At 38.3% G+C, this 21,027-nt stretch carries 17 protein-coding genes; 14 read left to right on the top strand and 3 right to left on the bottom strand.

The features are described 5' to 3' along the window. Positions 1-239 precede the first annotated feature (239 nt). The 7 genes from GHD00_RS00760 to GHD00_RS00730 all read left to right on the top strand — a co-directional run bounded on the left by GHD00_RS00760 (position 240) and on the right by GHD00_RS00730 (position 7,242). Positions 240-1,289: a LacI family DNA-binding transcriptional regulator gene (locus tag GHD00_RS00760; RefSeq protein ID WP_163536186.1), complete on the top strand. Its 1,050-nt coding sequence runs from the start codon at positions 240-242 to the stop codon at positions 1,287-1,289. Between the two features lie 236 nt (positions 1,290-1,525). Next, the gene (locus GHD00_RS00755) at positions 1,526-2,728 is read left to right on the top strand and encodes a cupin domain-containing protein (RefSeq protein ID WP_163536185.1); all 1,203 of its coding nucleotides are present in this window, start codon (positions 1,526-1,528) and stop codon (positions 2,726-2,728) included. A 318-nt stretch (positions 2,729-3,046) separates the two neighbouring features. Beyond that, on the top strand, positions 3,047-4,408 hold the full coding sequence (locus GHD00_RS00750; RefSeq protein ID WP_163536184.1) for a YjiH family protein: 1,362 nt from the start codon (positions 3,047-3,049) through the stop codon (positions 4,406-4,408). Positions 4,409-4,510: 102 nt separating this feature from the next. Beyond that, positions 4,511-5,701 (top strand): aminotransferase-like domain-containing protein, encoded by a 1,191-nt coding sequence (locus GHD00_RS00745; protein ID WP_163536183.1) that lies wholly within the window; start codon positions 4,511-4,513, stop codon positions 5,699-5,701. A gap of 161 nt (positions 5,702-5,862) precedes the next feature. Beyond that, positions 5,863-6,087 (top strand): hypothetical protein, encoded by a 225-nt coding sequence (locus tag GHD00_RS00740; RefSeq protein WP_240468550.1) that lies wholly within the window; start codon positions 5,863-5,865, stop codon positions 6,085-6,087. A 353-nt stretch (positions 6,088-6,440) separates the two neighbouring features. After that, positions 6,441-6,941 carry a hypothetical protein gene (locus GHD00_RS00735; protein WP_163536182.1) on the top strand — a complete coding sequence of 167 codons (501 nt, stop codon included), beginning with the start codon at positions 6,441-6,443 and terminating at the stop codon, positions 6,939-6,941. 43 nt (positions 6,942-6,984) lie between these two features. Beyond that, positions 6,985-7,242: a hypothetical protein gene (locus GHD00_RS00730; RefSeq protein WP_163536181.1), complete on the top strand. Its 258-nt coding sequence runs from the start codon at positions 6,985-6,987 to the stop codon at positions 7,240-7,242. A 163-nt stretch (positions 7,243-7,405) separates the two neighbouring features. Here the strand turns inward: GHD00_RS00730 and GHD00_RS00725 are convergent, their stop codons facing one another. Then, positions 7,406-8,326, bottom strand: coding sequence for a DMT family transporter (locus GHD00_RS00725; protein WP_163536180.1), 921 nt, complete (start codon positions 8,324-8,326; stop codon positions 7,406-7,408). Between the two features lie 417 nt (positions 8,327-8,743). Between GHD00_RS00725 and GHD00_RS00720 the strand changes: the two genes are divergently transcribed. Together GHD00_RS00720 and GHD00_RS00715 are read left to right on the top strand one after the other, a co-directional pair. Beyond that, complete coding sequence (locus GHD00_RS00720; protein ID WP_163536179.1) at positions 8,744-10,219, top strand: MFS transporter; 1,476 nt, start codon at positions 8,744-8,746, stop codon at positions 10,217-10,219. An 88-nt stretch (positions 10,220-10,307) separates the two neighbouring features. Next, positions 10,308-12,341, top strand: coding sequence for a glycoside hydrolase family 3 protein (locus tag GHD00_RS00715; RefSeq protein ID WP_163536178.1), 2,034 nt, complete (start codon positions 10,308-10,310; stop codon positions 12,339-12,341). 59 nt (positions 12,342-12,400) lie between these two features. Here GHD00_RS00715 and GHD00_RS00710 read toward each other — a convergent pair whose 3' ends face one another. Beyond that, positions 12,401-13,618 carry an AraC family transcriptional regulator gene (locus tag GHD00_RS00710; RefSeq protein ID WP_163536177.1) on the bottom strand — a complete coding sequence of 406 codons (1,218 nt, stop codon included), beginning with the start codon at positions 13,616-13,618 and terminating at the stop codon, positions 12,401-12,403. Positions 13,619-13,738: 120 nt separating this feature from the next. Here GHD00_RS00710 and GHD00_RS00705 point away from each other — a divergent pair, with 120 nt between their 5' ends. Further along, positions 13,739-14,116, top strand: a complete 378-nt coding sequence (locus GHD00_RS00705) for an Hsp20/alpha crystallin family protein (RefSeq protein ID WP_240468549.1) — start codon at positions 13,739-13,741, stop codon at positions 14,114-14,116. A 95-nt stretch (positions 14,117-14,211) separates the two neighbouring features. Then, positions 14,212-14,505 carry a hypothetical protein gene (locus GHD00_RS00700; protein ID WP_163536176.1) on the top strand — a complete coding sequence of 98 codons (294 nt, stop codon included), beginning with the start codon at positions 14,212-14,214 and terminating at the stop codon, positions 14,503-14,505. Positions 14,506-14,890: 385 nt separating this feature from the next. Here GHD00_RS00700 and GHD00_RS00695 read toward each other — a convergent pair whose 3' ends face one another. After that, the gene (locus GHD00_RS00695) at positions 14,891-15,226 is read right to left on the bottom strand and encodes a hypothetical protein (protein ID WP_163536175.1); all 336 of its coding nucleotides are present in this window, start codon (positions 15,224-15,226) and stop codon (positions 14,891-14,893) included. Positions 15,227-15,562: 336 nt separating this feature from the next. On the opposite strand from GHD00_RS00695, the gene GHD00_RS00690 reads away from it, so the two are divergent. The 3 genes from GHD00_RS00690 to GHD00_RS00680 are packed head-to-tail and all read left to right on the top strand — an operon-like array spanning position 15,563 to position 20,899. Continuing rightward, positions 15,563-18,820: a glycosyl hydrolase gene (locus tag GHD00_RS00690; RefSeq protein WP_163536174.1), complete on the top strand. Its 3,258-nt coding sequence runs from the start codon at positions 15,563-15,565 to the stop codon at positions 18,818-18,820. Continuing rightward, positions 18,821-20,170 carry a sulfatase family protein gene (locus GHD00_RS00685; protein ID WP_163536173.1) on the top strand — a complete coding sequence of 450 codons (1,350 nt, stop codon included), beginning with the start codon at positions 18,821-18,823 and terminating at the stop codon, positions 20,168-20,170. Positions 20,171-20,212: 42 nt separating this feature from the next. Beyond that, the gene (locus tag GHD00_RS00680; protein WP_163536172.1) at positions 20,213-20,899 is read left to right on the top strand and encodes a YesL family protein; all 687 of its coding nucleotides are present in this window, start codon (positions 20,213-20,215) and stop codon (positions 20,897-20,899) included. Positions 20,900-21,027: the final 128 nt, after the last annotated feature.

Here is a 21,027-nt window from a genome sequence, read left to right as displayed (position 1 = left end):
TTTAAGCAGAATCAAGTCGAAATAATAGTGACACGGAGCCAAAACGTTAGATAGAAGCAATCGCACGAGGTTATCTAAGATAGCACGAGAAGGAAATGGTTGATTGAATACTTTCAACCATTCTTTTCTCCTTAGAGTGATGGTTTACATATAATTTTTAAAATATTGAAAACGCTTAATTAATATGCTATGATGAAACTGTAAAACGTTTTACAGCAGTTTTGATAGGGGTTAGTCTTATGAAGATGGAAGATGTAGCAAGAGAAGCAGGAGTTTCAATATCTACTGTTTCTAACGTATTAACAGGGAAAAAACCTGTAAGTAAAGCATTACAAATACGTGTAGAAGCTGCTATCGAAAGATTAAATTATTCTGTTAACCCAATGGCAAGTGGTTTAAAGAGTACTAAAACAAATACTTTAGGTGTTGTTTTACCTAACATAAGTCGTATCTTCTTTCCGCAAGTATTAAAGGGAATACAGGATAATGCAAGGTCCAATAACTTTAATTTAATTTATTATGACACTGATGAAGAACTGGATAAAGAGAACAAATATATTCAAGAGCTACAAAATAGTTTAGTGGATGGCATTATCATCGATTTTTGTCATGATATTAATTCTGATCCTAAAACGAAAGTATTACTGGAGTCTATTATAAATAATAATAGAAAGCTTGTACCAATAGTAGCACTTGAAAAGCAGGTGGATAGTCATTATATAAGTTCTGTTTCTATTGATAACAAGAAAAGTGCGTACAAAGCTACAAAGCATTTAATGGATCAGGGGCATGAAAGGATTGCTCATATTGCAGGACCTATGACATATCCAACAACTCCTCAACGATTACAAGGCTTTAAAGTAGCTTTAGAGGAAAAAGGATTATTTACCGAAGAATTAGTGAGTACAGGTGATTTCAGACCATTGAGCGGTTATCGTGTGACCAAATCACTACTTGCTAAGGACGAAGGGATGACAGCCATTTTTGCTGCTAATGATCAAATGGCAATTGGTGCGATGAAAGCTTTACTAGAAGAGGGTTATAGAATTCCAGAGGATATGGCCGTAATTGGATTTGATAATATTTTTGTTAGTTCTATTGTTTCTCCCTCATTAACAACCATTGATGTACCACAGTACCAAATGGGGTGGGAAGCAGTAAGAAAACTTCATGAGCAAATCAAGGTTCAAAAGGTGGAAAAGGAAGATATTGTCTTACCGACGCAATTGAGAATTAGGAGATCAACATATGCTCAAGCAGAGGACTTTTGGGAATTAGAGGGGTGGTAGTTCTTCTACTGCCTATTTATGGTTCGATTAGAAAAACGTTTTACATAATCAGTATAGTAACATAACGAAGATTTTTAGACTATCTAAGATTCCTGTTACCGAATTTTGAAATAGATGCTAAAAATCTTTTTTTATAGAGAGTAGTAAAACGTTTTACAGAATAAGTGTAATGTTGGTTGACATGGATGACGTACAAGTTAACGTGGAATACACAGTAACTAAAAGGAGTGGGGGAAATGAGTAAGGCAAGAGATTTATTAAAGGAAGGTAATGGTATTTTTCGATTGGCACCTGCATGGGTTCCTCGTTTATTTTGCCGTCCGGGAAAAAGAATGAAGTTACATCCAGATGACCTATATATTTTAGGACTTGAAAGAGGAGGCATTAATGAACGCTGGTTCTCCTCCACAACGGTTGCAAAAAATGGACCGGGTACACCAGAAGATGAGGGAATGAGCTACATTGTATCAGAAGATGGCGAGGAAAAAGTATTGCTAAAAGAAGCGATTGATACATTACAAGAAGAAGCTATAGGGGAAGAGCTTTGGCAAAAACATAGAGGGTGGCCGATTTATTCGAAGCTTTTTGATAACCTCGGTCCTTTACCGCATCATATCCATCATGATGATGAGGCTGCTGCTCGAGTGAATCAAAAAGGAAAGCCTGAAATGTATTTTTATCCTTCCCAGTTGAATAACCATGGAGGGGAATTCCCTTACACCTTTTTTGGGATTGATAAAGGGGTAGATAAGGATCAAGTAAAAGAATGCCTAAAAAATTTCACACAAGGGGATAATAAAATTACCGAATTATCCCGTGCCTATAAACTGTCGCTAGATACAGGATGGGATGTGCCACCAGGAGTATTACATGCACCAGGAAGCTTGTGTACGTATGAACCACAAGTAGCATCTGATGTTTTTGCCATGTTCCAATCGGTTCTACATGGAGAGCATGTTGTACCTAAAGAACTGTTATGGAAGGACACACCAGAGGAGTACGTTGGCGATTATGATTATTTAATGAGTATAATGGATTGGGAAAAGAATATAGATCCTGATTTCTATGAGAACCGTTTTATGGAACCTAAATCTGTTGATCCTGTTAATCAAATGGAAGAAAAAGGTTATATAGAAGAATGGATTTGTTATAAAAGCAAGCTTGTCAGTGCGAAACGTTTAACCGTCAAGCCTGGCCAAACCGTAACCATACATGACCAAGCGGCCTATGGACTATATATGCTGCAAGGCCATGGAAAGATGGATAAATGGAGTATCGAAACACCATCGATGATTCGATATCATGAGTTAACCAATGATGAATTTTTTGTAACAGAGCCAAAGGCTAAAAAAGGGGTTACGATTACCAATGAATCACAGACTGATCCAATTGTGATGCTGAAGCATTTTGCAGAGAACCCTGAATTACCTGCGCTTTAATGAGGTATACAATTTCTTTCATGCTATATTCAATCGCTTAGGAAGCTGGAGCTCAAAACGGTAGATAGATCGCTTATTTATCCCCACAGTATTTGCTGTGGGGGATTTTATTCATATGCGATTCGAAGTAAGGCGCTCTAACGGCATGATGTGTTGGACTCATGATTCTCCATCTTTAACTCGCAAGAAACATGCACTTTTTTCGACAAAATCATACATTTTTTAAAAAGACTATTGCATATTTATACAGTGAGATGATATATTATTATTTGCTGTGAAAAATAGATTTATCATCTTAGAGAAATTGGGGAGAACAACATGAAGTTTGATCAAGATAAAAAGTTTACGGGAGCGCAATATGCTAAGTTTTGGCTTCCTTCATTAATAGGGGTTTTGTTATTCTTAGTCCCTATTTCGATAAATGGAAAAGTGACTATTGGTTTAGGGATTTTAGCGGATGGCTTGCAGGCGCTGCTTGCTGATTCTATTCCGTTGATTGTGACGATTATTTTAATATTGTCTGTGATTGGAAGTCTAGCGGTTAAGTTTACGAGTCTATCTATTGCAGAGAAGAGTCCTTTTTTAGATAGTTTGTTTAATATTCCGCCTCTTTGGATCGTTTTAAGATTAATAGGAGCGGTGTTTGCGGTCTTTACGTTTTTTGAAATAGGCCCTGAGTTTATTTGGTCTGAGTTTACAGGAGCGGTTGTTTTTTATGATTTAATTCCTGTTTTAATGGTTTGGTTTTTCTTTGCTTGTTTATTTATGCCGCTGTTATTACAGTTTGGCTTGATGGATTTTATCGGGACGATTGTGCGTAAGATTATGTTTCCATTGTTCCGCTTGCCAGGCCGTTCATCGATTGATGCATTGGCATCATGGATGGGCAGTGGTACTGTTGGGGTGCTATTAACGACACAGCAGTATGAGTCTGGTTATTATACGAAGCGTGAGGCAGCGGTTGTGGCGACGAATTTTTCGATTGCATCGATTGCGTTTAGTTTAGTTATTGCGAGATTTTTAAGTATTGACCATATGTTTGTGCAATTTTATTTCACTGTTATTGTAGCCGGTGTGGTCGCTGCGATTGTCTGTCCAAGAATTCCGCCGCTTTCCTTGAAAAAAAATCAGTACTATGAGCGTGCTGGAAAACAGATTAACGAAGAAGTACCAGAAGGAGTATCCAGCTTTAAGTGGGGTGTCGAAAAAGCGGTAGAAAAAGCAGCTCAGGTGAAGAGCTTCCGCGGTATTGTAAAAAGTGGTGTTCTGAATGTCATAGATATTTGGTTTGCCTTGATTCCATTAGTAATGGCGTTAGGGACGCTCGCGCTTGTGATTGCAGAAATGACACCTATCTTTGATTATTTAGCATATCCGTTTATTCCGTTCTTGCAATTATTGCAAATTCCGGAAGCACAGGCGGCAGCGCCAGCGATGATTGTTGGTTTTGCGGACATGTTTTTACCAGCTGTGATTGGTAGTGGAATTGAGTCAGAGTTGACACGTTTTGTGATTGGTGTCATGTCTTTATCTCAGCTTATTTACATGTCAGAGATTGGTATTTTGTTAATCAAATCAAAAATTCCGATTTCGTTCTTAGAATTATTTATTATCTTTTTACAAAGAACGATTGTGACATTGCCGGTTGCGGCGTTAATCGCACATCTTTTCTTCTTTTAAATTGTGAAAATAGAGCATGATGATTTAAAATAAGGGGAAGCATTGGTAATAGACCAATGCTTCTATTTTGTTTCAAGGTTTGATGAAAGGTGAATGATACGAGTGAAGATGGAATCCTATTTTTCTAAAAATATTACAGATGCATTAAAAAATGATCCGCCGGGGGAATGGATGCCTGCGATGCCGGACGACTGTATTCGTCTCAGTTCCGGGTTTCCAGCGCCGAACCTCGTCCCGGTGGAAGGGATAAAAAATGCGGTAGTGGATTTACTGGACGATGAGCAAGACTTACCGTTGCATTATCTCGGCACACCCAAAATGGATCAGCTGAAGAGCATGCTGCAGGATCGGATGGCCGAACGCGGCATGCCTGTTTCGGATAAAGAACTGCTAGTGACAGCTGGAGCGTGCCAGGCGATTGATTTTATTGCGCGTGTTTTTATCGATGAACAAACGATTATTGCGATCGAATCGCCTACTTATATGGAAGCATTAGAAGTGTTCCAAAACTATACGAGTCAATTTTTAAATGTACCTGTAGATGAATATGGCATGCAGACGGACGTGTTAGAAAAAATGCTAGAGGATCGACAACAGGAGGGATTGTCGCTGCCGAAGCTTTTATACACGATCCCGACGTTTCAGAATCCGACCGGGACGACGATGACAGAAGCGCGTCGGAAGCATGTGATCGAGCTTGCAGAAACATACGATTTTCTTATTTTAGAAGATGATGCGTATGGGGAATTATATTTTGACGAACAGGCTGTGCCTTTAAAGGCGTTGGATCGTGCAGAGCGTGTACTGTATGTCGGCTCTTTATCAAAGGTGGTGGCACCAGGGCTTCGCATTGGCTGGGTTGCGACAACAAGGGAAACCATACAAGCTTTATATTGGTTTAAAAAAGATTTAGATCATCCTTTTACTCAAGCGATTATGGCCACTTTTTTGGAAAAAAATGATTTAGGAAAGCGTCTGGAGATGTTACGGAATACGTATCAAGCAAGAAGAAATGTATTATTATCTGCATTGAAAGAGCAGATGCCGGATGGTGTTTCTTGGTATGTGCCGGAAGGTGGCTATTTTATTTGGATCAAGGTGTCTGGTGTGGATACGTCATTGATGTTAGATCAGGCGCTTGATGCAGGTGTTTCTTATGTTCCAGGAAAATATTTTTTCTTGGAGAATCAGGAAAGTATCGAATGGCTCCGGTTGTCATTTAGTTATGCGAGTGAAGAAGATATGATCGAAGGCGTGCGAAAGCTGAGTAAAGTGGTGAAAGAGAGTTTATAGCCTGAGTTAAATGGGCTGCTGACGGATAAATGCTGTTAACTGACGGATAAATGAAAATAGTGACGGTCAAATGCCCAAAACTGACGGATAAAACTCGCCAACTGACGGGTAAAAGCCGAAAACTGACGGATAAATGAACGAACTCTACAGGGGGTGCAGTGATGAAGAAACAAATGTTCATCAATTATCGAAGGTTTAAAGATAACAGTGAGGAAAAAGGTGTGAAGCTGGACGGTTTCGTATTACCATTAGAAAATGGCGGAGAAGTCGGACATAATGAGTTTATGGATGAATTTATTGACTTCTTAGAATCGAAAGGCTGGTGCTACACTGGAAGCAGTCAGCAGATTAATGAAGACGGCAAAGCTATTGATGATATCGATTAGGGTAGAAAATAACGGCTGTTTAAATATAGCCTAATATCAACCTTACATTTAAATAAAGGTTATGATGTATAGGATAGTTAGTCTTATTTGAGACTGATTGTCCTTTTTTATTTACATATTATATTTATTAAAATATGGTTGAAAATATTAAAAGTTATTCCTTATCATCTTGCTCAAAACTTACCCAAGAGCGGATTTTAACTAGCTAATAATCAGCTCTTTTTTTAAGAGTAGCTTTGTTCCAAGTAGGAAAAAGACTTTAATTATGCTAAAAACGAAAGTATGGCACATTTTACTTGAATAAATGGTGGATGATTTTTGTTAATATGAACATGGAGATAAGGGGGGTAAAGATGTCGGACTACCCGTTTTTTTATGCTATAAAACCAAGAAAGTTCCATTTTGACACATATTATAAAATCTTTATTACAGAGACTGATTTTCGTGGAGCAAAAATTGCTGGGCAATTAATGGACGAAGAATCAGTTGAGGTACATTTTAATTTCAGAGGACTTTTGGGTGTTGCTTTAAGTATAGTTCTAGAGAGGTGGGCTTATAAATTTGTTAAACTTCGTTATAAAACGGAGAAGTGGTATGATGAAAAAATTGATATTATGGATGGGAAATTTTTATCTGTTGATAAAGCGAATTTTTCTTATCTACCTGAAACCATCGAAAGTGTCAAAATCAAAAGAAAGAGCAACTTTCATACAGGTTTCGTAAATAACAGCGGGGTTATCGAATTTTATATAAATGATGGGTCAAGAGAAAAATACATCATTTATCCAATTCAGGATATGGATGAAATTAAAGAGAATATCGCTGCTTTAATCATGAACATAGAGGTTGAATAATCTATGCTTACAATTAATAAAAAGGTAAGGTTGTGTATATAGAGTGAAGTGGTTAGGACAAATTGAAGGACTTATATTTGCTCTAGCAGTTTTTGTTGTGGAGGTTTCCATTGTACTTGTATTAATTTATATTATTTTCACTAAAGAAGGTAGAAGTTTTTTTCGTGCAAAGCTAAGGAAGCAACAAATTCAAAAGGGAGAATATAACTCTAAACTTAAAAAAGCAGCTTTTTATTTAGTTGCAGTTATTTTTCCAATTTTATTTGTGTTAGGATTGATTGCACATTTCTTGAATTCATAAAATTATCATTTGAAAACAATATGTATCGCGTACGGTTGTGAAAAATACCTAAAGTAAAGAGGCGATTGCTGAACAAAGCAGTCGCTTCTTTACTATTAGAAGTAGATTAGTTCAAAAAAATATGGGTTTTGGGTGCGTTCTGATAAAGAGGAACCTCTATTTTTTATTTGTCTGACTCGTGACAGAGGTCTTTTTCATCGGTCGTCTCATTGCTGCTTTTATCTGCTATCTTAGCCCCCGGTAAACTTAATAAGCTAATGCCGATTAAAAATAATAGAGAACCGCTCATCACATATAAGGTAATGGGTTCGTCATAGAATAACCATGACCAAAATAGGGTGAATAAAACACTTGTATTGCCAAGGATTGCTGCAAGTAAAAAGGATACACGCTGTAATGCTTTGGCATAAATAATAAAGCTGATTCCTGTAATAAGACCTAATATAGCGATTGCCAAAATGGAAATCCCGCTAAACTCTCCCGTCTGTTCAAATTGAAAGGGAACTGGCAGAGTTGTAATAATGCTGCACCATAAGAAGATCGATAAATTCAAGTCAATCGCACTCATTTTATCAATTAATATCTTCTGACTTACAAAGTGAAAGCTAGCTCCAAAAGCAGAAAAAGCAAAAATACACATTAAGAATAGATCAAACTCTAAGAATTCACTTAATGGAAGTCCATTCCAACTGATCACAAAAACACCAGAGATACACAGTGCTACAGCAATCCAGGAAAGGACCGTGCCTTTTTCCTTAAATAAAAAGATGGAAAAAAGTAACATGAAAATGGTCAAGAAAGGCGTAATTAAAATTTGTTCATAGGCATATCCAACGGAAACGCCATAGTTCTCAAAAAGGTAGTTTATCATTTTCCCAAGCGCCCCGAACCATATCCATTTCGATTTCCACGAAATATTTATTTTCCTTTTACTTATCCAAACAAATAAAATGAGGAAAATCACACCTAGAGCAAATCTTAAAAACGTAATCGTATAACTATCTAAAGAAAAAGAAGCCGCTTTCACTAAAATGCTTACAAAACTCCACATTAATGTGCTTAGTAAAAGAAGAAGTATTCCCATATGTATCAAGTCATCCTTTTATTAAATTCGACGTAATAGTCTTTATTCTAATGGAGAAGGGCGGAAAATTCTATATTTTCTGTTAAAGAAAATATAAAATTTTAGAAGGAGGAATTAACGGTATTTCCTACGTCATCTGATTGTGAGTACAGCTTACAATCAGATGACATTTTTTTGTTTCTATTAACTCTTTTTCAAAATAGAACAACATATTACTTATTCAAACAAAAAATTTCTAATACCAAATCTATCACCTTGTTATAATATAGGCAGATAGCTAAGGGATTCTTATTAGAAAACGCTATCAAAGATCCGGATCTTCCCGCTTAAATATTTTTTTATTAAGTTAATGGAAGCGTTTTAAATCATCTGTAAGAACAGACTCAAAATTAAGTCTGAATTGAGAGGGGAAGGTTTATGTCAAGCATATCAGTAAAGCAAGAAACACAGTATAACACAGCAAAATGGTGGCAAATTGGCTTTTTTGCATTAAATAACACAGCAACCAACTTATATTTATTCATTATTGGTTTTGTCTCTTATTATGTTACAGGAATTGCTGGTTTAGCAGTCGTAGTAGCAAGTGCGATTATTGGAGGAAGTCGGGTTTTTGATGCGATCACAGACCCTATTATTGGTTTTTTCATAGATAAAACGGAAGGAAAGTTTGGAAAATTTAGACCACTGATGATTGTGGGAAATTTGATATTGGCAAGTTCGGTGCTGCTTATTTACAGTGTGACGCATTTATTACCGGAGTCTATGCAATTTTTATTCTTTGCTCTTATGTATGGGGTTTATATTATTGGCTATACGCTGCAAACCGCTTGTACAAAAGCAGCGCAAACGGTTTTAACGAATCATCCAAAGCAGCGTCCTTTGTTTACGATATATGATGCTATTTACAATATCGGGGTATTTACCGGTGGTCAGATTTTTGTGGCGAATTATTTGATGGAAAAGCATGGCGATTTTACGATGCCGCTGTTTATCGAATTAAATATGTACGGTATGCTGCTGTCCGGTCTATTCACTATTTTAGCTGTTGTGGCTATTTGGCAAAAAGACCGCAAAGAATTTTTCGGCTTAGCAAAAAATACAGTCAAAACAAAATTTCGCGATTATTGGCCGGTGTTGAAAGGAAACAGGCCGTTGCAGATGTTGGTGCTTGCCGCGTCAACAGATAAGATTACCGTGATGGTTTTACGACAGCCAGCCGTCTTTGTCATGTTCTTTGGCATTGTGATTGGAGATTATGCACTAAGCGGAACAATGTCAGCGATTACCATTATACCAGCGGTACTGATTACAGTTCTAGGTGTGCATTTAGCAAGGAAAACAGATTTAAAAAATGCCTTAATCAAAGCAACTTGGATTGGCATTGTTTCCGCCGTATTTCTATTTATCTTTTTCTTAGTGATAGATCCAAGTACCGTGACATTAGATAATATTGGATTAACGACAGTTATTTTCTTAGTGGCTTATTGTGTATTGCAAGGGATTGAGAAATTAACTACACCGCTTGTAATGCCAATGATTGCCGATGTTGCCGACTATGAAACATACAAAACAGGTAGATATGTACCAGGTATGATTGGAACAATATTTTCCTTTATTGATAAGATCATGTCTTCCTTAGCACCAGCACTTGTCGGGCTAATGGCCGGTATGATTGGTTATAAAGATGAATTTCCGCAAGTAGGAGAGGCCTTAACGACACCATTATTAATTGCAACCTTAATCTTAATGTTTGGTGTTCCGATTGTAGGGTGGACGATATCACTCATTTCCATGAAATTTTACAACCTAGATCGTCAAAAAATGGAGGAAATTCAAAAAGCGATTGCCGATATGAAAGAAACAGAATCTGATGAAAAACATCAAGCTTTATAGTTGAAAAAAAGATAGAGCTATATACAAAAAGAGTTTGTGCCATATGCAGACCAAGAATTCAATCATTACTTTAAGAGGGGGACAAAAAATGCAGACAAAAATGAAACAAAACGTTGACACTCGAGTGAAAGATATTATTACCGTAAATGGGAAACAATTCAGGGATTTAAATGGAAACGGTGTATTAGACCCATATGAAAATTGGGAACTTCCCATTAAAGAAAGAGTACAAGATTTGTTATCTAAAATGACACTAGAAGAAAAGGCAGGTTTAATGACGATATCTTCTCAATATATGCCCGGGTCCAGCAAGATACCTGGTGATAGAGAAGCAACAGAAACGGATGAAAGCGGCTTGTTGAATGAAACAGACGTGGTGTTGAAAACACATCCTTTCTCTAAACCAGGTGATGATAATTATGAACTGCCAAGCCCTTTGCTTTATAATGCGGGAACCACGAAAGGGATTCTAGATTTAAATCTAAGATATTTCATTGTTCGAGATAATCCTAAAGCAGCTGATTTGGCAGAATGGACTAATAAAATTCAGGAAGTAGCGGAAAATTCAAGGTTAGGAATTCCAGCTGTGATGGTATCTAATCCGCGAAATCATATTGGGTATTTATATCATGGATTAATGGAAGCATCAGGTCAATTTTCGATTTGGCCTGGTGAACTTGGGTTAGCTGCAACAGACGATGAGGAATTGGTGAAAGAGTATGCCGAAATCGCTGCAAAAGAGTGGCGAGCTGCTGGTCTTCATAAAATGTATGGCTATATGGCTGATATTGCAACAGATCCATTATGGATGCGCTATAATGGGACATTTGGTGAAGATCCACACTTAGCTGCAAAAATGATTAAAGCAATGGTTGAAGGGTTTCAAGGAAAAAAATTGGGGCAGCATAGTGTTTCAATGACAACCAAACACTTTCCAGGCGGGGGTGCCAGACATAAGGGGCATGATCCGCATTATCCGTGGGGAAGTTTTAATCCATACCCAACTCCAGGAAGTTTGTATCAATATCACATTCCGCCATTTAAAGCGGCGATTGAAGCAGGAACGACTTCCATGATGCCTTATTATTCTTATCCGAGCAACGAGCACAGTGTTTCTCAGCTCCGAGACGGAGCATTATTTGAAGAGATTGGATTTGCTTATAATAAAGCGATCGTACATGATATTTTGCGAAAAGAACTAGGATTTAAAGGATATATCAATTCGGATACAGGTATTATTAATATGATGCCTTGGGGCGTGGAACATTTATCTGCGGAAGAAAGATATGCCAAGGCCTTGGACACAGGTGTGAATATGTTTTCCGATGAAGCTGATCCATCAACACTGATTAAAGCAGTACAAGAAGGATTAGTAAGTGAAGAAAAACTGGATCAATCTGTCACTTATTTGCTTACCGAAATGATGGAACTAGGATTGTTTGAAAATCCTTATGTGGAGAAGGAACGGGCGCAAGAAATCGCGAAAAGTCCCGTTTCACAAGAAAAAGCAGATGAAGCGCATCGTAAATCGGTTGTGTTAATGCGAAATGATGATTTGCTTTTACCATTAAAGGACGATAAGCTTCAAGATACCAAACTTTATGTAGAGGTATTTCAAAAGGATGGTGCCGAGCAAGAAACAACTAAATTGAAAAAAACGATCAAAAATTACGACTCCTCTATTGTTTTAACCGATAACCTTGAGGAAGCGACACACGCGTTCATACATGCGGTTCCAACTCCTGTTCCAGATCGCCCTGATGAGCCGTTATCCGTGACATTAGGGTTAGAAACAGGGATAGATGTAAAGCGAATCAAAGAAATCGAAAAGAAAGTACCGACGATTTTAGGAATTAATATGACGAATCCATGGTTAATTGGGGAGATTGAGCCACAAGCTGCAGCCGTCATCAGTACATTTGGCATCAAATATGAGCCGTTAATCGATGTGCTGCGTGGCAGATTCCAGCCAACAGGAAAGTTACCGTTTACGCTCCCGGCAAATCAAGAAGTACTAGATAAAAGCCCTGGGGATATTCCAGGTCATGCAAAAGACAGTAAATACGCCTATCGCGACACAACAGGAAATGCTTATCAATTCGGGTATGGAATAACTTATTAGATAAAAGAGAAGGGTTTGCTTTTAAGCAAACCCTTCTCTTTCTTTTGTATAAATTCACATTAAAGATAAGAATGCTCTTTTTGATATTGTATGGGCGGCATTTGATAATATTTTTTAAACACTTTGGTAAAATAGTTCAAATCGTAGAATCCTACATATTCCCCGATTTCTTGTACAGTAAGTTTACTGAATTGCAGCATTTCTGCAGCTTTATCGGCACGTATGCGATTAATATAATTAGGGATAGACTCTCCAACTTCTTTATTAAATACCCGTGATAAATAGGATGTGCTGACATTGGAGTACTGAGCCAATTCATCAAGCGTTAGTTCATCGCTTAAATGGACATGAATATAATTGATCGTTTTTCTAATAGTAGGTGAAAAATATTTTAAACTATACTTTTTGACTAGTTGACAGTACTTTTCAATCATCTCCACCCCTAATTGATCAAGTTCGGATACACTGGTGGATGATTCAATCTGAATCGCATAGTGATTTGAAATCGAATCCAAATAAATTGGATGAACACTAGCTTTTTCGGCAGCAATTCTTAAATGTGTATTATGAACAAATGATAAGTTTTTCTGGTTACGCAATGGATTCTGAATACGCTTAATTACTTTCAGGTGTTCTTTTAGAGTAAAATAAAGTTGCGTTGCTTTTGCGGTATTGCCAAAACTAACTTCTAAAAAAAGTTGGTTAGATAACTCATATCTTTTCTCTAGTAAAGGCATGATAGAAGCGGCGTAATCCTTTTGTTCATTATCCTCTGTGAATTTTTCATCCATATTCTCCAAGTGATGATAATGTACTAAAGGGTCTGTTTCCGCTTTTAGCAAATGCTTAACCATGGTTTTAGTAAAAAATAGTATATTGGTATTCGGACAAATAGGAAGTGTCTCCATATAGTACGTATAAAAAGCGGCAGCGTAAGATATAGGTAAATCGTTTTCCTGTAAAATTTGCTCCGACAAATCTTCTGTCATTTCTTGCACAATGTACGGGCCAAGAACTACTAATTGATTCTCATCAAAAGGAAATGCCATATAGTGCATAAACAAGGAATCTTTATAATATACAATTTCGCGTTGTTTAGGCAGCATTTCCAGTTTTTTGGACATATGATCTTGTTGATTAGCTGATAAAAATGGCGGCAATTGATCTTTATAATAGGATTGCAAGCTAGCAAGTTGATTGTCGATCATTTCTACATTTACTGAAAACAGCCCGCTGGATAGTTCATTGATGAGTTGGATAAGGTCTTGCTTGTCCATGAAAAGCCTCCTTCCATAATTTCTATTATACCAAATATGGAAGAGCTTTATTTCCTTATCAGAAAGTATATTGCGATGTAGATAAGCCAAAATATAAAAAAAGGCGAAGGAGGTAAAATTGTGGCGTTCGTACCAAATAATCGGTCTAATCAGCAGGGAATAGTTAATCGTTCTGTAGCAACATCCACGTCTGACTTCGGCCAAATGAGCATCGATATAAACGAAACAGAAAATGAAATACTTGCTATTTGTAATTTACCTGGTTTGGAGTCAAAGGAAGACGTTCAGATTGATATTCAAAATAATATGTTGACTATTAGCGGATCTATTCACAAAACGAACGAGTTGAAGGAAGATAATATGCATCAAACCTCCAGCTATGCAAGTAGTTTTCAGCAGTCGTTATCTCTACCTAGTCCCGTGTCTCAGAGAAATGTCGAAACTTCTTATCAGAATGGGGTTCTGGAAATAAGAATGCCTAAATCAAATCATTCATAAAACACTCATTGATCTCTTTCTTTATGAGTCATGAGTAGCTTAGAGGATTTCAGTAAAAGATAGGTATGATAAAAAACTTAGGGAGGAATATCTTCATGCCGATTCAAAATGGTAACGAAATCGAACAATTATCCGCCATTTCTCAAGAATTAGAAGAAGCAGCTCGGCAAGCAAGAAATTCAGCTGATTCTCAAGAAATTCAAGAAGTGCAACAACGGTTAAGGGAGGTGCAAGAACAGATTCAAGATGCTCGTGGGAAGGCGATTAATGGAAGCGGCACTTCAACCGAGCCATTATTTGATGCTCAACTTCGAGTAGAGGAATGTCAGCACGAACTAAAAAGAGCACTCGTGAACATCAACGCCCAGCAAGATAACGTATCACCATAATGGATAGAATGATAGCTTCAATAAGAGTAATGCCGGTGATTCAGGTGTTGCTCTTTTTTAAAAAAGGCCGTTATCTAAAAGATGCATGCTATTTTACAGTAAATATGATTGTGATGAAATCCAATGCTTTACATAGTAGAAGCATTGGATTTTTTATCTCTAAGTTTTCGATGCGCTTTTTCCAGGTTATATCAGCATATTTCCAAGCCGTTCAGGATGCGTGTACCTTTCCATTGTACCAAAATAGCATAAGCTATACTATCTTAATTGGGAAAGGTGGTGAATGATAATGTCTGAATATAAGAAGTGCAAAAAGTGCAGCAAATCATTTACGGATAACCATCTTCTGGATTTAATAGTTCACTGTGAATGCCACAAATTTAAGTCACATAAACCACATAAACGACATAAACGACATAAACCATGTACCTGTAAACACGATCATCATCACCAACACCGTTGTCATTGTTTTCCATGCTGCATCCATATTTCTTGCTTTACAAAATGTGATAAATGCCATCATCACCATCAGGAACATTGTAATTGCGGTAAGCTGTTCACCCATCATGGCTGGGATGGTACACATGACCCCCATCATCATGATCACTGTTCTTGCCAAAAACATCATGGCTGGGATGGTACACATGACCCCCATCATCATGATCACTGTTCTTGCCAAAAACATCATGGCTGGGATGGTACACATGAATCCTATCATCATGATCACTGTTCCTGCAAAAAACATTATGGCTGGGATTGAGTAGACTAAACCATTATCAAAGTTAATCTTTCATTTGAACAAACCGTTCTTTTTTCATAGAACGGTTTGTTGTTTTGTAGAAAGATCCTCCGCCCGTAAAGGAAGCAAATACTTAATCAAGTTCAAACGATCAGCATGTAAGTGCTTCAAGCTTGTCATGTCCCGCTGACAAGCTGCATCGTCAAGAAAGTAGAAGAAATGCAAAAAAATACTACCCCAAAACAAAAATGTCTGATTGCTGGAAAGTCCTCCTCCACTTAAGGTAGAAGTACAAGTTAATGACGAAGAGGTGGTTTCATGTTGGAGATAAAAAAATTCCAAAATCCAGATGCTCAATATGGCATTCATCCATTTTGGTTTTGGAATGGAGAAATGGATAAAATCGAAATAGAACATCAAATCGCAGAAATGGCCAACAAAAAGGTTACCGGATTCTTTTTATGTGCCCGCCAAGGTATGACCGTGCCTTATTTATCTGATCAATGGTTTGAAAAAGTCAATCATGCCATCGAAACAGCAGAAAAATTCGGAATGCATGTCTGGCTATACGACGAATACCCATACCCAAGCGGAATGGCAGGAGGCGAAGTAACCTTAGAACATACTGATGCGAAACAATTTTCCTTAGTTCACCAAGTGGAAAAGACAGAGGGCGGCCAAAATGTGTGCTTGGAAATGCCGTGGTCACGCGTCCTCTCCGCGATGGCAGTTCCGGTCACATCAGATACTAACCAGCTGTTATGGGAAGAAGCCATTGACGTAAGAGATGCTATTGGAAGTATTCAAGTAGAACCAGTTTATCAAAAGACTGGGCTTACGGCCTATAATCAAAAACGTTTTTTTACCTATCAACCGAAAAGGGTATTGCAATGGATGGCACCAGAAGGAAAGTGGGAAATTCATTGCTTTTTGGAACAAGAGATCGAGGATTTTAAATATTATGGGACTTTCGTGGATCCTTGTCATGAAGAAGCGATGGCTACTTTTATTGAGTCCACTCATGAGAAATATGCTAAAAAAATAGGACATCATTTCGGCAAGACGGTAAAAGGGATGTTCACCGATGAGATTCATTTACTGGGCAGATTTCCATGGTCACCGCGAATTGTTTCCTATATTCAAGAAACATATGGCTATGACATTCGCGAATATCTTCATTTGCTCATTCATCAAGATGATCGTTTATCAGCTCAAGTTCGCTATCACTATTACCAAGCAGTTCATCTTTTAACACGAAAGTCTTATCATAAACAAGTCCATGATTGGTGTGAAAAGAATGGATTAGAGTATGTAGCAGAAGTGCCGTCCGCTCGAATGTCAGCCCAGGTTTACAGCCATGTTCCTGGCGGGGATAGTGCACATGAAAAGCTGGGGCGTAGTTTAGAGTGGATTTTGGATCGTTATTTTCACAGTTTCCGAGCCAATCCGAAAATGATTAGTGGGTTAAGTTATCAGCTTGGCAGAGATCGGGCGTTAATTGAGTGTTTTCATAGTGTCGGCTGGTCGATGACGTTACAGGATGCGAAATGGATGATTGATCGAATGGCCGCATTTGGGATTAACTTTTTCAACTTTCACGCCTTTTTCTATACGTTGGATGCGATGGTGAAACATGATGCACCGCCGTCTCAATTTTTGCAAAACCCTTATTGGAAACATTATCGAAAGCTAGGGGATTACACATCACGTATCAGTTATTTGATGAGTGAAGGGACACCGGTTCGGCGCATCGCGGTACTGGATCCAACCACCAGTCTTTGGGCACATATGGGGAATCCGTATACGAAGTTTGCTTATACCGGAACAGATGAAAAGGAAGAACAAAGGTTAGAGATTTTGAAGCAGCATTGGGCAGATATTTGTAAACAGCTAACGTTACATCATAAAGATTACGACCATTTGGATCCAGAGCTGTTACAAAATGCCACTGTTCAGGATGGCAAAATCGAGATTGGCAAGATGATCTATGAGGTCCTTGTTTTACCTCCTATGTCGAATATCGAAGCAGACGCTTGGAAGGTAATCCAACAGTTTATCAATGACGGGGGAGTAGTGATCGCGAACGGGCTCATCCCTTATCAAGATCTGGAGGATGATGCTTTCTTATTAACGGATATCCAACAAACATTTCAAACGGATCGATCTGTGAAGGCATTTTGGGAAGATGCTCGAGAAGGCGAGATGTCAGCAAAAGCATCCAGCAAACATGCCAATGTCTATTTTATTCCAGCGACAGCCAATCAACCAGTGACGGAAAGAACGGAAGCATTATTTAACGTCATCGATCAACATATCAAAGAAGACATCACACTAGAGACAGAAAACGATGCGAAATGCTTTTTGATGCAGCGTCGCACACTTGACGAAGGAACTGACATTATTTTTATTAGTAATCAAGAAGGTGAACAACATCAAGCATCGCTTACTTTTGAAAACGCAAATAAAGGACTAGAGCTTACGGCCTTAGATTTGGAAACAGGCAAGTCTGAAACGTTATCTGCAACACAGAAAGAAGAGGGTTGGGAGATCGACTTACACTTTGCGCCATATCAATCTCATGTCATTCAAGTAGAAAAAGCGAAAAGCGGAACAAAGCCAAGCACTCTGAAAGAGCAGTCATTTCAACTTGTAATTGATGATCAAGAACAGTGGGAAATGAAGCCATTACAAGAAAACATGCTGCGCTTTAATACCTTTGATCTGCAACTAGATCCAAATCAAGAGAGTGTAAAGGTGCAGGCGAAAACATTTGTGGATCAGTGTGAGGACCTTGCCAAGGAACAGTCGCTGCCAGTTTCCTTTACGCAAACGTTTGGGACACCAATGAAAGCGAATTTAGCTTATCCTATTGATGTCAATTATCAAACCAGCTTTTATGTAGAAAAGTTACCGGCTAATAGCTCCCTTGTGATGGATCGTCATGCGATAACAGGAGAGTTTGATCTTTTATTAAACGGGCAACGAATCCATCCAGATACATGGAAACAAGCCTTTGTCTATGACCATAACAACGTAGTGGCAGATGTTTGTTCTAACATCAAGGCAGGCAAAAATACGTTACAAATCAAAGGAAAGGTGTATCATGATTGGGATGGCGTGGTCGATTCCATATATCTCATGGGAGATTTCGGTGTCGTATTTGATCATGAACGGGATCCGATTGTGACCGTTTCCCCTAAGCATGCAGATACTTTAGCGGGACCTTATCCAGGACTTCCATATTATGCAGGATCGATATCGTTTAAACGAAAAATAAATTTATCCAGCTTGCCTGATACAGAGGAGTTTTTGCTTCAGTTGCAAGAACTGGAAGATTTTCATGAGTGTGCAGAAGTGTTCATTAATGGGCAGTCGCTTGGAGTAAAAGCTTGGTCGCCTTATAGGTGGAAGGGACAGACACCTATGCTTCAGGAACACGAAAATGTTGTACAAGTGCTCATTACCAATACACTGGCTGGTTTATTAGAAGGAAAATATTTTGACGAAGAAACCCATTCATTAAAAGATGTTCGAGTACCGGCAAAACAAGTATCCGTATTAAGGGGAGATCTTTAAATGAACCGAAAGGACCAACCAAATGTGATTGTGTTTTTTACCGACCAACAAAGATGGGATACGACTGGTGTCCATGGCAATCCGTTAGCCTTAACACCAAATTTTGATCGAATGGCACAAGAAGGAACCCATCTCTATCATACGTTTACCTGTCAGCCTGTTTGTGCTCCGGCCCGTGCTTCAATGCAAACGGGCCGATATGCAACGGAAACAGGAAATTATCGTAATGGTGTTCCGTTAAATCCTGACTTTAAAACATTAGCGGATCACTTTAAGGAGGGAGGGTATCAAACCGGCTATATTGGCAAGTGGCATTTAGCTGCAGAGGAACCTGTCAGCAAAGAACGGCAAGGCGGATATGATTATTGGTTAGCGGCAAATGGGCTGGAGCATACTTCAGAGCCTTATCAAACAACAGTTTATGATAAGGAAGGGCAGCCTGTTGAACTGCCTGGATATCGGGTGGATGCTTTAACCGATGCGGCGATACGTTTCATAGATCGTGAGAAGGACAACCCTTTTTTCCTATTCTTATCTTTTTTAGAACCTCATCATCAAAACCGGTCAGATGATTATCCGGCCCCTGTTGGCTATCAAGAACAATTTACTTCACAGTTCACACCACCGGATTTAGCGGCATTGGGCGGAACGAGCCATCAGCATTTAGGTGGTTATTATGGCATGGTAAAGAGATTGGATGAGGCATTAGGAAGAGTGTTGGATGCCTTAAAAAGTCTGCAGTTATCGGAGAATACGATTGTACTTTTTACTTCAGATCACGGCTGTCATTTTAAAACAAGGAATGGGGAATATAAAAGGTCCTGCCATGAAAGTTCAATACGAATCCCTGCAGCTATTACAGGACCAGGTTTCAAGCAAGGAGGAAGAAAGAAAGAGCTTGTGAGTTTAATTGATTTTCCTCCAACTTTATTAGATGCGGCAGGTTTAGAAGTCCCAGATGATATGCCAGGAAATTCGGTTCTTTCGTTAATGAAGTCTGAGCCAGCAGATTGGCCTGATGAAGTGTTTATCCAAATCAGTGAATCTCAAGTAGGAAGAGCGCTTCGGACGAAAAAATGGAAATATAGTGTCTCTGACCCGACGAAAGACAGAATTTATGATTCTAAATCGGATCATTATATAGAAGAATTTCTCTACGACCTAGAATCAGACCCTTATGAGTTAACTAATTTAATTGGGTTTAAGTCTCATCAAGAGGTAGCGAATCAACTGAGAGAGCGCCTGATTCGTAAAATTAGCGAGGTGGAAAAGGAAACACCAACGATTACACCTGCTGAACTAAAAGAGAGCGGCCAACGAAAGGTTACAAAAGCAGAGATCAAGCGTTAGCGGGTTCGTTAATCTAACTTTTTGACATGAAGGGGTGATTACATGGAGCTTAACGGAATATTTGGCGGTTTTTATAAAATTTCGGTTTGGATTACTAGGTTTTCTGCTGTTAATTTGCTTTGGTTTGTCTTTAATATTCCTTTTCTCTTTTTTATATACAATCTGTTGTTAGTCGAAACGATTCAGGATCTTGTAGTGACGGGAATGATCGTGGGTATTCTTGCACCGTTTATCTTTTTTCCTGCTACAACCGCGCTTTTTGCGGTTATCAGAAAGTGGGTGATGGGAGATGATATCGCCTTAATTGCTTCTTTCTGGAGATACTATAAGGAAGAATATAAATTGAGTGTATGTGGCGGGATAGCGATTAGCTTGATCAGTATTCTTTTAGCGGTGGATTACTATTTTTATATCCATACAAGTCAGAGCGATCTATTTCAAGCCTTTTTTATCTTGGCTGCTTTTCTGTTAGCTGTGATCACCTTGCATTTCTTTTCGATCATCGTTCATGCCAAGACAAAGTTATGGCCTGCGTTTAAAAATGCGATGTTGATAACATTAGGAAGTCCGTTACTGACATTAGAAATTGGAGTGATTAGCGGATTAATTCTTTATCTTAGCTTCCATGTTTTTGCTTTTCTAATTCCATTTTTTATGGGCGCGTTAATTGCTTTTGTATCGTTTGCTGCTTTTTATCGGTATTATTCGAAGATCCAAGACAAACAGTGAAAGATTCAAAATGCTGTTATAAAGGGGTTTTGATGGAGGTAACTAAAGAAAATCCTATTTTTTAAAAAAAGTGCAAACATCGATTTCGCGGAATTCAAAAAAGTTTTATTGTCAGAAACCCCTTCTTT

The organism is Gracilibacillus sp. YIM 98692 (genome assembly GCF_010993965.1).
In the GTDB taxonomy this organism is placed as follows: Bacteria; Bacillota; Bacilli; order Bacillales; family Amphibacillaceae; genus Gracilibacillus.
The sequence above is the reverse complement of the archived record's forward strand: the minus strand, read 5'-3'. Positions and strand labels throughout refer to the sequence as shown.